The organism is Anaerolineales bacterium (assembly GCA_015075725.1).
Lineage (GTDB): Bacteria > Chloroflexota > Anaerolineae > Anaerolineales > Villigracilaceae > Villigracilis.
In genome coordinates this window covers 1855628-1869839 of record JABTTV010000001.1, presented here as the reverse complement: position 1 = coordinate 1869839, position 14212 = coordinate 1855628, and the positions used below count along the sequence as shown (strand labels likewise).

Below are 14212 nucleotides of genomic sequence, written 5' to 3'. Positions count from 1 at the left end.
AGGTTATTTTTGATCCTTCAATTTCAAATAATGCTCACGTTTCTTTTTATCGAATTTTTCTATCGCATACCGCAATGTGACGGGCGGCATGGCAGCGGCGAATTTATCTAAAAACTCTAAAAGCCTATTTCGATCTTTGTCGCCTGCAAAGCGCAATGCCCAACCATTTGCCTTATGGATCAAATCCTCTTTGTCATAGAGCATGATCTCCGCCAGTTTGAAGGCATCGTCCACATCCCCCTTGCCGATGAAGAACAGTGTGCTGACGATCGCCGTCCGCCGTTCAGCTATCTTCTTTGAGTTTGCCAGCTTGTACAAAACCTTGCGCGGCTTGTCGAAGAGATAGCTCCCCACCACCCACGGCGCGGACCGGTCCACGAGATCCCAGGTGTTGATGCGGTCATGACGGCGAATGTATAGGTCAAAGAGTTCTTTTTTGCGCTCGTCAGTCGTCTTTTTACTGCGTGCCTGAAAATCCATGATGCTGACCGCACCAACACGCATTTCATGAATTGGGCTTTCGAGCATCTTCTCGACCTCATCTAACTCCATGCCCATGACTTCCTTTGCCAGCCCAAAGACTTGTCCCATGCGCACGCCTAATATGACATCATCTTTGTCCGATGCAAGATGCCCATGGGACTTGGCAACCACCGGTGAACGCAGAGCTTTCAATCGCTTGAGGAAATCATGCGCATCCATGGCGATCAATTACACTCTCGATTTAAGCGTTTGTCTGGCAGCTGTCATTACCCATGCACAATACACGATAATCAAGAAACGGTTCGCCCAGCCCACCAGCCCAATCACGCCATCGGGCAACGTCGTTACAACTTCAGCATTTGCGGGCATTTCAGCGCCGGATTGAGTGAAGGTAGCGATCATAACGCCGAATGCAATCGCCATCAAAACAATGCTAATCCAGGTCAGGTTCGCCGTCCACAAGAGCAGTTTCCTTCCGCCAGACCAAGCCGGGGTGCGGACAAGACTCGTACTGATCAACATGGCTGCAATGGAAAGGCTTGGGATTCCAATCATGGCAGAGAGTCCGTGCAGGCTGTGGTTGATATCGAACACCGCCGCCATCCCTTCGCCGATCCCTGCAGCGATGAGAAACCACAGACCAATCCTGCCGCCTGTCGTTTGAACCTGGAACCAAAGCACATACGCCAGAGCCCATGAACTGATTCCCCATGAAATGAACAGCAGCGACAGCACCCAGACATATTGTCCGTTTGCGTATTCACTGACCATGCGCCACGCCGGGTCAAACTCCGGGCTGAGTAGGTGCAAACCGGCAAGCAAAGCCAAAACAACGATTGATGCGGCGATTGCCAAACGCGCGCTGGTCAGCGAGACTCCATTTACCTTTAAAGTTTCCATTTCATTCTCCTCGTTATCAATAAAATCAGATGGGCACGATCATGTTCGAACGATTCAAACAGATATTTACCTCATCCCTGCCAGAATGTCATCCAACCTTTCATAGCCTTCGCGGACGCCTTTTTCCATGCCTGCCTTGACCATTCCGTCCCGATCCTCCACAGATTGAAACACAGATTGGATCGTGACGCGCGTGCGATTGCCCGGTAATTCCTCCAACCGCATCGTGTCAAGGATGACATGTCCGCGCTCGGGGAGACCCTCGAATTCAAAAGTCTGGATCATCAGTTCTTCGGATATTTCATGGAAGCAACCGTGGAAACCAGCTTCATTTCCATGTGTGTCTTTCTGAATGTAGCGGTATCTTCCGCCGCTGACTGGTTCGAAGGTTTCAAGAACCATCTTGTATCCATGCGGACCGAGCCATTGCACGTACAACTTCGGGTCAATGTGCGCTTTATAAACCAACTCGCGCGGCGCATCGAATTCGCGAGTGATGAACAACTCCTGTTTGCCGGGTTCGACAGTAACGATCACTTTATTTTTTGATGGCATATTATTTCTCCTTTTTCATCTGTTCCAATAAATCATCGAGGCGGTTAAACCTCGCTTCCCAGATCTGACGATATTGCTCGATCCAATCGCTCACTTCGCCCAACTTATCGAAGCGCGCTTCCACAAAACGCTCGCGCCCCTGCGGGATGACGACCACCAAGCCACATTCCTTCAAGATCCTGATGTGGCGCGAAACAGCGGGGCGGCTGATGCGAAAATTTTCGGCAACACCGTTCAAGGTCAGTCTTTGCTGTGATAGCAGCGCCAGTATGGCGCGCCGGTTGGGGTCTGCGATGGCTTGAAATACGTCTCGTCTCATATTTCACCTATGAGTAACCATTCGGTTACGTGTTGTAATAGCATTCTAGAACATATATTCTTGTTTGTCAAGGGCTGACTTTAAACAACTTTCAGAGTGGAAATTGCCCCGGGATGGGACAGAGGCAGCATGAGGTCACTCAGCGGGAGGCGGATGCGGAATTTGAATCGGCAAAATGAACGAAAAGATGCTTCCTTTCCCCTCCTCGCTATCCGCCCAAATGCGGCCGCCATGCATTTCCACCATGACCTTGGCAACCGATAGTCCAAGTCCCATTCCGCCATGCCGCCGCGTAAGGTGATCCTCAACCTGATAAAAACGGTCGAACACAAACGGCAGGTCCTTTGCCGGGATGCCAATGCCGTCATCCTTGACGGATACCTTGACATAGTCTGGATGCTGCTCCCCGCGCACAACGACCTCGCCGCCGCCGTCGGTAAAGCTGATGGCGTTCTTCAGAATATTGCTCAACACGATTGCGACCTTGCCCGCATCCACATCCACCAAAAGATCGTGACCCGGCTGTAGAACCTTTTTCAGGCTGATGTTTTTCTTCCCCGCCATGGCGTTGAAGGACATGCAAACATCCTCGATGACACGCGCAATGGAAACCTTGCGCGGGCGTACGAGCGCCACACCGGTTTGATAATTGTCCACGCTGGTCAGGCTTTCGATAATCTCTTTTAATCGCGACGCATTGCGGACGATCGAATCCATTTGCTCATCATACTCGCCCGCGAGCAGTTCCTTGAGGAATGTGGCGTGACCCAGGATCAGACCCAATGGCGTTCGCAATTCGTGCGATGTGATCGCAATGAACTCGTTCTTAAGCCGGTCGAGCTCGCGCGCCTCCTCCTGCGCCGACAGGATTCCTTTTTCGAGAAGGTCGTTTTGCATCGCCACAGCCGTCAGATCAGCCAGGGTCTCGACGATGCGCATATCCCCAACCGTGTAACGGTCCTTTTTATTGAAAACCTCGAGTGCCCCGATGGGATTGCCGCGCGAGATGACCGGCGACCCAAGCGCCGAGCGTATGGTGATGCCTGCAATTTCATCGACCTTTTTGGAGTGACGCGTATCGTTTTGGGCATCCTCCACGATGAGCGAAGCCCGATTCTGAAAAACCCAACCTGCAATGCTTCCATTCAAGGGAATCGTCGCGCTCGATTGGTCCGCTTCGCGGTTGAACCAGGGTACATATTTGAAATGAAAACTGAGCGAGGTTTCATCGTATTCCAGCAGCGATGCGGTCTCGCTGCCGGTCAATTCCGCCGCGGCGGATAGGATCGCGCGAAGGCGGGTTTCGAGATCCGCTTCGAGGGTCAGGCTGCGGGTTACATCAAGGAGGCGGGAAAGGAATTTTTCCTGATCGAATGGCATAAAAATCTTGAGTAAGATTATACTTCACGGTCGTATCCATTACGGTGGGCACGACCACCAACAAGGTATTTGCAATTCATCTCGAGGAGATATCAAATGGCAACAAAGAAAAAAGTACGAACAGCGATCATCGGGGTGGGAAATTGCGCCTCCTCCCTCGTACAAGGGGTGCAGTACTATAAAAACGCAAAAAATGAAGATGTCATTCCCGGCATCATGCATCCGCAGTTGGGCGAGTATCACATCCGCGATATCGAATTCACATTGGCAATCGACATCAACGCCACCAAGGTCGGCAGGGATTTGTCCGAGGCCATTTTCGCAGAACCGAACAACACCTACAAATTTTGTGATGTCCCCCATCTCAATGCGCCAGTCGTGCGCGGCATGACCCACGACGGCTTGGGTAAATATCTCAGCCAGGTCATCACCAAGGCGCCCGGCTCCACTGCGGACATTGTACGTTTGCTAAAAGAGACCAAAACCGAAGTTGTCATCAGCTTTCTGCCCGTCGGTTCGGAGATGGCAACCAAGTGGTATGTCGAGCAGATCATCGAAGCGGGCTGTGCTTTCGTCAACGGCATTCCCGTTTTCATCACTTCGTCTGAATATTGGGGCAAGCGTTTTGAAGATGCCGGTCTGCCCATCCTCGGTGATGATATAAAGAGTCAGGTCGGGGCGACGATCGTCCACCGCGTGCTGACCAGCCTTTTCGTCGATCGAGGCGTGAAGATCGACCGTACCTATCAACTCAACTTCGGCGGCAACACAGATTTCCTCAACATGCTGGAGCGCGAACGGCTTGAAAGCAAGAAAATCTCGAAAACGAACGCGGTCACAAGTATGATCCCCTATCAACTCGATCCGGATAATGTGCATGTCGGACCCAGCGACCATGTACCCTGGCTCACCGACCGCAAATGGTGCTACATCCGCATGGAAGGCACGACCTTTGGCGAAGTACCGCTCAACCTCGAACTCAAACTTGAAGTGTGGGACAGTCCCAATAGCGCTGGTGTGATGATCGACGCTATCCGCTGCGCCAAGATCGCGCTCGACCGTGAACTCGCCGGTCCCATTATCGGGCCATCCTCCTACTTCTTCAAAACCCCGCCCAAGCAATTCAAGGACGAGGTCGCCCGACAGAAAGTGGAGGATTTTGTTTCCGGCAAAAGCGACGAGTAAATTAGAAATTAGTGATAGTTAGCGATGGGATGTCTGTTTGCGCAGGCATCCCATTTTTTTCGATTAGAATTCGACGCATGAAATCACGCTTCATTCTGACACTCGGCCTGTTGACTACGCTTCTCGCTTCGTGCGGTCCCTCAGCTCCAACCACCGACCCAAGCATCGCGCTGACGGCCGCTTTCGAAACAGCCTTTGCCCAACTCAGCGCGCCGACTGCGACTCCGCAGATCACAGATACCCCCGTCCCGACCCCGACCGTTCCCCGCACTCCGCCTGCATTGCCGGGCACTTATCAATCCTCATTGCTGAAACCGGAGGATCTTCCGCGTACTTATGTGCAGGACACATGCCAATACTTAAAGAACAAATGGGACTCGACCAAATCCGCGCCTGGAACCATTGTGATGGTCATCATGCATCACGGCATCAACAAAGGCGCAGCGAGCGGAAATGATGTGACCGTCAGTGTGCACAAACAGATCATGAATGACCTGCACGAATCCGGTTTTACCGCGATCAACATGCAACAAATGGCGGATTTCATGTACGACAACGCCAAAATCCCCCAGCGCTCCGTCCTTTTCATCGTGGATGACCGCCACTTCGCTGAATACTTCAATGACCACTGGCGTCCCTACTTTGAACAGTGGGGCTGGTCCGTTGTCAACGGGTATATCGGCATCGATGAGCGAACCGACCTGTGGGCGGAAAACGCCGCCCTTTCCGCCGAGGGATGGGTCGATTATCAATCGCATGGTTACATTCATAACATCCCCATTTCCGAAGGCTCCACCGATGATTTCATCATCAGCGAGATGCAGGGCGCGATCAACTCGATCCAGAAATATATGAACAAGACACCCATCGGCTATATCTGGCCTGGGGGAGGATTTTCGAGGCGGGCTGTCGAGATCGGACCCACGCTTGGGTATAAACTTGCGTTCACGGTCAACCAGCGCGGACCGGTCATGTACAACTGGATTCCACAAGCGGATGCAGTCAATGCTTCGAATCCGCTTGCCATCCCTGAAACCCCCGCCGGGAATCCGCTCATGACCATTCCCCGCTATTGGAGCGCGAACGTGCGAGAGAATATAGGCAATGTGATCGCCATCGGGGATGAAGCCATCGCCTATGCCGAGCAGAACAAGGGTGTCGAACTGGAATACTACGACATCGTCTGCGCACCGGCGTACGGACCAATTCCCTGATCGACCGTGGACGATGGACATTAGGCCATTACGGCTTTGCGCCTTTCGGCGGTCCATCGCCCACGGTCCATTGTCCAAGAACTGGTTTACAATCTTCTGCGTATGCAATCCATCCGAATACCTTATAAACAACTCCTGCTTCGATTTACGATATTATTCTCCATCGTTTCCATTTTGGTATCCTGCCAGCTGAATCAACCTCAGGTGGAGGGTTCGGCTTCCACATCCCTGCCGTTGGAACCGACAGTACCGCCGCTCCCCAGCATATTTCAAACCAATCTATTGAATCCGCTCGACACGCCGCACGACTACGTCGAAGAGACCTGCCGGTATTTGAGGAGCAAGTGGAATCCATTGAACGCCGCGCCGGGAACGGTGGTGATGGTCATTCTCATCAGGAATATCAACCCGGGAACCGGCGATCTGCCGGACAGTATCAACGTAGTCAAATTCTTCGAGTTGATGGACCAGCTCCGGGCGCAGGGATTCGAGGCGATCAATACGGATCAATTAAAAGCCTTCATGGAGCGCAACGTCGAGATACCGCCGCGTTCCTTCCTTTTGATCCAGGATGGGAACCAGGGAGCGGACTATTACGACAAATATTTCCGCGAATATTTCATGATGTGGGGCTGGAGCATTACGAACGGGTGGATCAGCGAACGCGAACCGGACAGCGCTTTGGTCGCTGAAAATTTTTCGATGGAATATGAAGGTTTCGTCGACCATCAGGCGCGCGGCATTACGGAAGACGCATATCTCTCCGACGATATCTCCAAACTTGTCATCGCACGCGAACTGCAAGGCTCGCTGGAGGGATTCGCCAATCAACTTGGAAAAACGCCGACCGCCATCATCTGGCCCAACGGCGGGTTCGGCATGCGCCCCATCGAAGCGGCGCGGCAGCTTCGCTTCAAATTGGGGTTTACATTCAACACGCGGGGACCCATCATGTACAATTGGGTTCCGCTCGCCGATGCCGCCGATCCGCAACGCCCGGATTTGATCCCGGAAGGTCCCATCGACGACCCGTTGATGACTCTCCCGGTTTATTCTCCAAACCAGGCGCTCTATGAGATCGATACAGTGCGCGCCATCGGCAAAGCCGCAGCAGATGTTGCTATGTCCAACAAGGACGCCGAGTATCGATACTATGAGGTCGTTTGCGAAGAAGAATACGGCCCCATGCCCACCCCGTGATTCCCAAGGAGATTTTCCATGGCTGATTGCATCTTTTGCAAGATCGTTAAAGGCGAGATTCCCAGCACAAGTGTCTATCGCGATGAGCACGCTTACGCATTTCGCGATATACAACCCGCCGCGCCGACCCACATCCTGATCGTCCCGCAACGGCATATCGACTCGGTCAACGCCCTGAGCGGAGAAGACGAGGGAACCATCGGTCATCTTTTCATGGTCGCAAAACAGATCGCGGCGCAGGAAGGATTAAGCGAACGAGGTTATCGCCTGGTCATCAACACAAACGCCGAAGCCGGGCAGACCGTCTTTCATATCCACCTTCACCTGCTCGGCGGCAGGCAGCTGACAAAAATGGGATGAACGAAGAGCGATCAGCGCAAACCGGCTGGTCGCTTTTTTATGAAAACTTACTGTCATTGCGAGGGCAAAGCCCGAAGCAACCTCATATCATGATTTGCAAGGAGATTGCTTCGCTATCGCCCGCAATGACAATGGAGAACCCATGCCCAAACGAGATATTTATCTACTATCCCCGCGCGCGCTCAGCCCGGAAACCATTGCCGTGGCATTTGCCAAAACATCGCGTTCGCCCGAATCCTTCCGCGAGATTGCAGCAGAGTTGAGCGATGAATCATCCGCGAAATTCCATGAGAAATGGGTCGTCGGTTACGGCCACGCTTCGGTTGCCGAACACGCCGTCCTGCACATCGCGTTTGAAAATGTCTCACGTGTCGCCATCGAAGCCATAGAAGGTAACCGCCTCGCTTCGTACACCGAAAAATCCACACGCTATCAAAAATGGGGACCGGATGATTTCACGATTCCCCCCGAGCTTGATAGACATTCCTTGCGGGATGAATTTGCGGAAACGGTGCGCCTCCTCTTCTCGACCTATGCTGAATCATTGAACCCGATCAGGAATCTCATCGTCGAGCGGACTCCGCGCCGCGAAAACGAATCCGACGACGCCTACGACCGCCGCATCCGGTCGCAATACGTGGACCGCTGCCGCTTTCTCCTTCCCGCCGCCGCCAACGCCAACGTCGGCATGACCGCCAACGCGCGCGTCGTCGAAAATACGATCCGCAAAATGCTCTCCCACCCGCTCGAAGAGGTGCGTCAGATCGGCGAAACGTTGAAGGAAGTCGCCAAGGGTGAAACGCCTACATTGGTGAAGTATGCGGATGCGAATGAATATGTGATTGAAACGGTGAAGGAACTGGGAAATAGGGAATGGGGAATGGGAAATACTCCAACGGATTGGTGTTCGCTGATTGATTACGACAAGGACGGCGAAAAGAAGATCCTTGCCGCGGCCTTGTACCGTTTCGATGAAATCCCCTATGCCGACGCGCTTGCTTACGTCAAATCGCTCAGGAAAAATGGACGCGAGGCACTGGCCGAATCCCTGCTTGGCAAACTTGGCAAATACGACGTCCCCCTGCGCGAGTTGGAATACTCCGCCTATACCTTTGACCTCGTCATGGACCAGGGCGCGTATGCCGAGTTCAAACGTCACCGCATGATGACACAGACTCCGCAGCGATTGACCACAAGGCTTGGGTTCACGACTCCGCTGCTTATAACGGAAGCAGGATTCGGGTCCAAGTATGAGGCGGCAATGGAGGCGGCGCATCGGATGTACGAAAAGCTCCACGCGTTCAATCCGGATGTGGCTCAATACATCGTCCCGAACGGATTCAACCGCCGCGTGCTGGCGCAGTTCAATTTACGCGAAGCGTTCGCATTTTGTCAACTGCGAAGTGCCGCAAACGCTCATTTTTCAATCCGAAGGGTGGCGCAAAAGATTTATGAGGAGATTTCCAATGTTCACCCGTTGTTGACAAAATATATGAATCTACGGGAAGAGACCTGGCAAAGCGTGGAACAAAATTATTTTTCGAAGATATAGCAAACCTCCGAGGTCTGGGAGACCTCGGAGGTATTCCATTAATCGTCCTCTTCTTCCTTCTTTACCCCGAAGATCACATCGATCTGTTCCATCATCTCCGGCGTGATCTTTGGCGCGACATCGCCTGCTTTCATATTCTCATGTACCTGGTCGACGCGGCTCGCGCCGGTGATCACCGTACTGACGAATGGATTCTTTAAACACCACGCAAGGGATAATTGCGACAGTGTGCAATCCAATTCCTTGGCGAGCGGTTCGAGCGCCTGGACCTTTGCGATCTTATCCTTGTCGGTGGCGCTCTCCGTCATCCAATCCGATTTGAGCACGCCCGCCCGGCTGTCCTCTGGGATGCCCTGATTATATTTGCCGCTCAATACGCCCAATGCCAGCGGACTGAATGTCGTCGTCCCATATCCGTGGTCGCGATAAAACCGCACATACTCCCCGGAGAATCGTTTACGCTCGAACAGATTGTATACAGGCTGCTCGGTGACGGGTTTGTGCAGGTGATGTCTCTCCGCGATTGCGATCGCTTCCATGATCTCCGCCGCCGCCCACTCGGACGTGCCCCAATACAACGCCTTGCCCCATTCGATGATATTGTGCATCGCCCATACCGTCTCTTCGATGGGCGTGGTCTTGTCGGGACGGTGACAATAAAGAATATCCACATAATCAAGCTGCATTCGCCCCAACGATCCGTTGACCCCTTCGATCAGCCGCTTGCGATTCAACGTGTCTTTTTCGTTCACCCCGTCATGCAAACCCCAGAATAACTTGGTGGATACCAGATAACTTCCCCTGCGCCATCCCAATTTCTTCAAAGCCGCCCCCATCACCTCCTCCGATTTACCCCCGGCGTACACCTCGGCATTATCGAAAAAATTCACGCCCAGGTCGTACGCCACTTTCATGATTTCCACCGCCGAGTCCACATCCACCTGCCGATTGAATGTGATCCACGAACCCAGCGATAATTCGCTGACGCGGATCCCTGTCCTTCCAAGATGACGATAATTCATTGTGCCTCCAAATATTATCGAGCGACGTTCACTCGCAAGTGACTGCCGCATTTTTGACTCAATTATAATCACCACATGCGAAAACTCGCATCTTTACTTCTGTTTCTCTCTGCGTGCGCACCGGCAGGCTCTCAAACGGCGGATGTCCCGCTTCAACCCCATCACACATTCACGCCTGTAAAGACAACCACGCCGAACGTTCTGCCGTTCGATACCCCCATCCCCACGAACACATTGCAGGTGTATACCGTCGAAGAAGGCGATACATTGAGCGAGATCGCCGAAAAATTCAAGATTCCCCAAGCGGATCTAATCGCGGCAAACCCGGATGTGAATCCGAACGCGCTCCCCATCGGCACGACTCTTTTCATTCCGGACCCTTCCTCCACGCAAAACGCCGCTTCATTCCTTACGCCCGTGCCTGTTCCCGTTACCCAGGCCGCCTGCCACCCCACCGCGGATTCGGGCTTGTGGTGCTTTGCGCTCGTTCAAAACAATACGCCGGGTCTGATCGAGAACGTCTCCGCCCAAATAAATCTCCTGGATGAAAACAATAATGCCGTTGCAAGCCAGACCGCGTTCCTTCCATTGGATATCATTCAACCGAACGAGTCTCTGCCGGTTTATGCGTTCTTTCCGAACGCGCCACTCGATTCAACTCCGCAAATCCAAATGCTGAGTGCCATGCAAGGAAGCGGCATGGGTTATTTACCCGTCTCTCTTGAAAACACATCCGCTGAGATGGATTGGAGCGGAATGACCGCAAAAGTCAGCGGGCAGGTTTATTTGCCGGCCGAATCAAAAGCCGCAACCGTGGTTTGGGTCGCGGCTGTGGCGTATGACCGATATGGAACCGTCATTGGAGTCCGCCGCTGGGAGGGCGGAGGAATCCAGCCGGGGGGAATGATCCGCTTTGAATTTCAAGTATCGAGCGTCGGCGGGGGGATCGAGGCGGTGGAGTTTGCGGTCCAAGCCCGCTGAGGATCCTTTCCTCTTTCTTCTTTCATTCATGCCAAAGAAAGAGGCAAGAAAAAAAATTCATTTCCCATCCAGCCACATGTACCTTTCATTCGAGATCGATATCGGGGTGTAAACAAAACCCTTTACGTAAGGCTGTACCAGCAGATACGAAAGCGAATGGGTCAGGAAGAGCACGGGAGAATCATCCACGATGATGCGTTCGGCTTCCTGGTACATGCCGATGCGTCTGGTCACATCGGGTTCGATGCGCGCGGCTTCGAGAAGAGCATCCAACTCGGGGTTCGAGTAGCCGCCGTGATTCTGCGGCATATCGCTGTGAAATAAAACATCCGCAAAGTTTTCGGGGTCGGGGTAATCGGCGCACCAACCGCCATCGAAGATCTGACCGTGATTGCCCGAGAATATCTGCTGGTAATAGAAATTGAAATCGAGGTTCTCAACCCGGATCGTCACGCCGAGGTAATGCTCCCACATATCCGCCAGCGCGGCGACGTTCCCGCCGATGTAACTGCCGACGCCCGAGTTGGTGTAGATTATCTCCGGCATCCCTTCGGGACCGCCATACTTGGACTGTGCCAGCAATTCGCGCGCCTGTTCAGGATCGAAGGGCAGGCCTTTCAATCCATAGTCAAAACCGGGCATGCCGGGCGGATACAACCCGACCGCGGGCAGCGCCAGCCCTTGATACAAAACATCGATATATCGCCGGCGGTCGAACGCCATGCTGAAAGCTTTGCGCACGTTCACATCGTCGAAGGGCGGTTTTGTCACATCGAAGACGACGTAATTGGTGCAAAGATCCACGCCGGTGACGAGGTTTCCATTCATGGGTTCGTTCGGGTCGAGCATGCGTTCCACATCGTATAGACCCACGCCCGCAATATCCACATCACCGGTTTCGAAAAGACGCACATCGGAGCCCGCGTAAAGTTTATAAACAACATATGGAATGGACGGCGCGCCGAGATAGAAATCCGGGTTGGCTTCATAGATGATGTATTCGTAGGATTTCCATTCGGTCAACTTATAGGGACCCGTCCCATTCGGTGTTCGTACCCATTCCTCACCAATGGAGACATTATCCTTATCCACGATGAAGGAAGTGGGGAAGGTTAACTTCATGAGGAAGTAAGGCTTCGGCGCATCGATCGTGACCTGGAGCGTCTTCTCGTCGATGACCTTCAATCCGCTGATGGTTTTGGCTTCACCGAAATATTTCTCATGCACACCGACGATATCGCCCATATAGGTCAGGACGGTATCCGATTGAAATTCAGGGCTCGCGGCCCGCTCCCACGAAAAGACCACATCCTGCGCGGTGACATCGCGCCCGTCATGGAATTTGGCGTTCTCACGGATATGAAACGTGTAAACCGTCCCGCCGCCGGTGACTTCCCAGTTTTCGGCAAGATCCGGAACGATGTTCATGAGTGGATCGAGCGCAACCAGCCCGCTAAAGACCAATTTATCGCCAGCGCTGTATGTAGTAGCGGGGTCGTAATCACGCAAATTGGCAGATTCGCCCCCGTTATAAACCAGTGCCTGGTCCAAAGGCACGCCGATCTGCAAGGCAAGCGCGTTCGGCACACTGGCGGTGAGAGTAAATGAACCGATCATTACAAGCGCGAATAAACCGAGAATGATTCTTTTCATCTCACTCACTCCTTCTTCCTTTGGCGTTCCCGGACCGGACGAAAAAACCGAGCGCGATCACGCCGATGACGAGAAGGAAGACCAGGCAGAAACATATCAAAGCAATCGTCAGCGAAAGCGGCGGACCTGTCCGCGCGGGTTGATCTGGATTTGTGAACGATGAAGTGGGAATCGCCCCCGGTGTGGGAGTGACCGCCTGCGGAATACCGGCAATGGGAATGAAGGTCGGCACATGAGTTGGAGTCGGCTGAGCGGTCGCTTGTGCAATGACCAATGCAGGGAGCCCCAGCGATTTGCGCCACTGCGTGTCGAGCCCATCGGTATCGACGCCGTAGATTCGCACCAGGGCATCGTCGACGGGTTCCGCATCGCTCAAGGCCGTCAATAGCTGGTTCATCTTCTCCTGCCCGTACGTTTCGAGCATGTACTTTACCACGCTGTAGGATTGCCCATAGGATAGCAATGCTTTTTCGGGAATTTCGGAAAAGTTCCCGCCCAATGAGCGGATGGGGAATAACGTATTATCGCGGATGGCGATATCGAGCTGGGCCTGCATGCTCGAGTCAGGTCCGCCTTCGCTGTAGACGGCGAGACCTTCATTCAACCAGGTGGGGATGAAGCCGATGCAGGTAAACGCGTTCCGTCCCACCAGGACATGAGTCAACTCGTGGATGATGGTGCCTTTGTCGAAATTCGCGTTGCCGGAAATGCCCATGATGATGATGCTGAAGTCCGGGTAAGCCAGACCGCCAGTCCATTGCGGCTCGTAGAGAATCGCGTCGCGCATATCTTCATAGTTTGGATATACATAAATATCCACCGGAACATCGGGAGTCATGCCTGCCTGTTCCTTGTTGCGACGCAACCCTTCGAGGCCCGCATCTAGCATGGTCTGACCGAACGCCTGGTTATTGCCATAATAATGAATGCGGACGTTGTCTTTCGAGACGGTCTGCCAGTCGTGGGTGTCGTCCAGCCAGGTGGTGGTTTTGGTTTCGCTGACGAACTCGGCTCCGGACGAATCGGTATATCGCCAGCGCCACCAGATCTGCGTGCCCGGCGGGAGTGAACCGCTCTGGCGCATATCCCAGGTCCAGGAGACGTCTGCAGATTTTCCGGGTTGGAAGTCTGGGAAGGCTTTGGCGATGACCTCGCCGCAGGTAAGCTGTTCATTTCCGTATTCAAGCGTGACGGAAACGATATCAGCGTTCGATTTTATGACGGCGGAAAAGGTCACAGTGTTGGGAAAATCCAATTCCGCTGAATCCACTTCAACGCTGGTGTGAGGCGCGGCTTGGGCGTAGGTCGGGGTTATAAGGGTCAAAGTCAGGATCAGTAACAGGATGAGTTTATGGGGCATCCTTTTCCTCCATTCGTTTTGAACAATATACCATCAAAATCATCCGCG

Annotated in this window: 14 protein-coding genes; 6 read left to right on the top strand and 8 right to left on the bottom strand. The window is 53.2% G+C overall.

Annotated features, from left to right (window positions below; genetic code table 11):
* Positions 1-3 precede the first annotated feature (3 nt).
* The 5 genes from HS100_09015 to HS100_08995 all read right to left on the bottom strand — a co-directional run bounded on the left by HS100_09015 (position 4) and on the right by HS100_08995 (position 3637).
* On the bottom strand, positions 4-702 hold the full coding sequence (locus HS100_09015; protein MBE7434047.1) for a DNA alkylation repair protein: 699 nt from the start codon (positions 700-702) through the stop codon (positions 4-6).
* A 9-nt stretch (positions 703-711) separates the two neighbouring features.
* A complete protein-coding gene (locus tag HS100_09010; GenBank protein ID MBE7434046.1) occupies positions 712-1383 on the bottom strand; it encodes a DUF998 domain-containing protein in 672 nt (223 codons plus the stop codon).
* A gap of 66 nt (positions 1384-1449) precedes the next feature.
* Positions 1450-1938 carry an SRPBCC family protein gene (locus tag HS100_09005; GenBank protein MBE7434045.1) on the bottom strand — a complete coding sequence of 163 codons (489 nt, stop codon included), beginning with the start codon at positions 1936-1938 and terminating at the stop codon, positions 1450-1452.
* 1 nt (position 1939) lies between these two features.
* Entirely contained in the window at positions 1940-2257 is a 318-nt protein-coding gene (locus HS100_09000; GenBank protein MBE7434044.1) for a winged helix-turn-helix transcriptional regulator, read from the bottom strand.
* A gap of 135 nt (positions 2258-2392) precedes the next feature.
* Positions 2393-3637, bottom strand: a complete 1245-nt coding sequence (locus HS100_08995) for a GAF domain-containing sensor histidine kinase (GenBank protein ID MBE7434043.1) — start codon at positions 3635-3637, stop codon at positions 2393-2395.
* A gap of 96 nt (positions 3638-3733) precedes the next feature.
* On the opposite strand from HS100_08995, the gene HS100_08990 reads away from it, so the two are divergent.
* The 5 genes from HS100_08990 (at position 3734) to HS100_08970 (ending at position 9148) form a co-directional block, all read left to right on the top strand.
* Positions 3734-4822, top strand: a complete 1089-nt coding sequence (locus tag HS100_08990) for an inositol-3-phosphate synthase (protein ID MBE7434042.1) — start codon at positions 3734-3736, stop codon at positions 4820-4822.
* 77 nt (positions 4823-4899) lie between these two features.
* Entirely contained in the window at positions 4900-6036 is a 1137-nt protein-coding gene (locus tag HS100_08985) for a polysaccharide deacetylase family protein (protein MBE7434041.1), read from the top strand.
* A gap of 102 nt (positions 6037-6138) precedes the next feature.
* On the top strand, positions 6139-7236 hold the full coding sequence (locus HS100_08980) for a hypothetical protein (protein MBE7434040.1): 1098 nt from the start codon (positions 6139-6141) through the stop codon (positions 7234-7236).
* Between the two features lie 18 nt (positions 7237-7254).
* Positions 7255-7596, top strand: coding sequence for a histidine triad nucleotide-binding protein (locus tag HS100_08975; GenBank protein ID MBE7434039.1), 342 nt, complete (start codon positions 7255-7257; stop codon positions 7594-7596).
* A 142-nt stretch (positions 7597-7738) separates the two neighbouring features.
* Positions 7739-9148 (top strand): FAD-dependent thymidylate synthase, encoded by a 1410-nt coding sequence (locus HS100_08970; GenBank protein MBE7434038.1) that lies wholly within the window; start codon positions 7739-7741, stop codon positions 9146-9148.
* A gap of 38 nt (positions 9149-9186) precedes the next feature.
* On the opposite strand, the gene HS100_08965 is transcribed toward HS100_08970, so the two are convergent.
* On the bottom strand, positions 9187-10170 hold the full coding sequence (locus HS100_08965) for an aldo/keto reductase (GenBank protein MBE7434037.1): 984 nt from the start codon (positions 10168-10170) through the stop codon (positions 9187-9189).
* Positions 10171-10245: 75 nt separating this feature from the next.
* Here HS100_08965 and HS100_08960 point away from each other — a divergent pair, with 75 nt between their 5' ends.
* Entirely contained in the window at positions 10246-11151 is a 906-nt protein-coding gene (locus tag HS100_08960; protein MBE7434036.1) for a LysM peptidoglycan-binding domain-containing protein, read from the top strand.
* A gap of 57 nt (positions 11152-11208) precedes the next feature.
* Here HS100_08960 and HS100_08955 read toward each other — a convergent pair whose 3' ends face one another.
* On the bottom strand, positions 11209-12804 hold the full coding sequence (locus HS100_08955; protein ID MBE7434035.1) for a peptide ABC transporter substrate-binding protein: 1596 nt from the start codon (positions 12802-12804) through the stop codon (positions 11209-11211).
* 1 nt (position 12805) lies between these two features.
* Positions 12806-14164, bottom strand: a complete 1359-nt coding sequence (locus HS100_08950; protein MBE7434034.1) for a hypothetical protein — start codon at positions 14162-14164, stop codon at positions 12806-12808.
* Positions 14165-14212 lie beyond the last annotated feature (48 nt).

Coding starts and splice junctions, on each gene's coding strand:
- HS100_08970 (MBE7434038.1), top strand. CDS start 7,739: ATGCCCAAACGAGATATTTATCTACTATCCCCGCGCGCGCTCAGCCCG.
- HS100_08990 (MBE7434042.1), top strand. CDS start 3,734: ATGGCAACAAAGAAAAAAGTACGAACAGCGATCATCGGGGTGGGAAAT.
- HS100_08960 (MBE7434036.1), top strand. CDS start 10,246: ATGCGAAAACTCGCATCTTTACTTCTGTTTCTCTCTGCGTGCGCACCG.
- HS100_09010 (MBE7434046.1), bottom strand. CDS start 1,383: ATGGAAACTTTAAAGGTAAATGGAGTCTCGCTGACCAGCGCGCGTTTG.
- HS100_08965 (MBE7434037.1), bottom strand. CDS start 10,170: ATGAATTATCGTCATCTTGGAAGGACAGGGATCCGCGTCAGCGAATTA.
- HS100_08995 (MBE7434043.1), bottom strand. CDS start 3,637: ATGCCATTCGATCAGGAAAAATTCCTTTCCCGCCTCCTTGATGTAACC.
- HS100_08985 (MBE7434041.1), top strand. CDS start 4,900: ATGAAATCACGCTTCATTCTGACACTCGGCCTGTTGACTACGCTTCTC.
- HS100_09005 (MBE7434045.1), bottom strand. CDS start 1,938: ATGCCATCAAAAAATAAAGTGATCGTTACTGTCGAACCCGGCAAACAG.
- HS100_08980 (MBE7434040.1), top strand. CDS start 6,139: ATGCAATCCATCCGAATACCTTATAAACAACTCCTGCTTCGATTTACG.
- HS100_08955 (MBE7434035.1), bottom strand. CDS start 12,804: ATGAAAAGAATCATTCTCGGTTTATTCGCGCTTGTAATGATCGGTTCA.
- HS100_08950 (MBE7434034.1), bottom strand. CDS start 14,164: ATGCCCCATAAACTCATCCTGTTACTGATCCTGACTTTGACCCTTATA.
- HS100_09000 (MBE7434044.1), bottom strand. CDS start 2,257: ATGAGACGAGACGTATTTCAAGCCATCGCAGACCCCAACCGGCGCGCC.
- HS100_08975 (MBE7434039.1), top strand. CDS start 7,255: ATGGCTGATTGCATCTTTTGCAAGATCGTTAAAGGCGAGATTCCCAGC.
- HS100_09015 (MBE7434047.1), bottom strand. CDS start 702: ATGGATGCGCATGATTTCCTCAAGCGATTGAAAGCTCTGCGTTCACCG.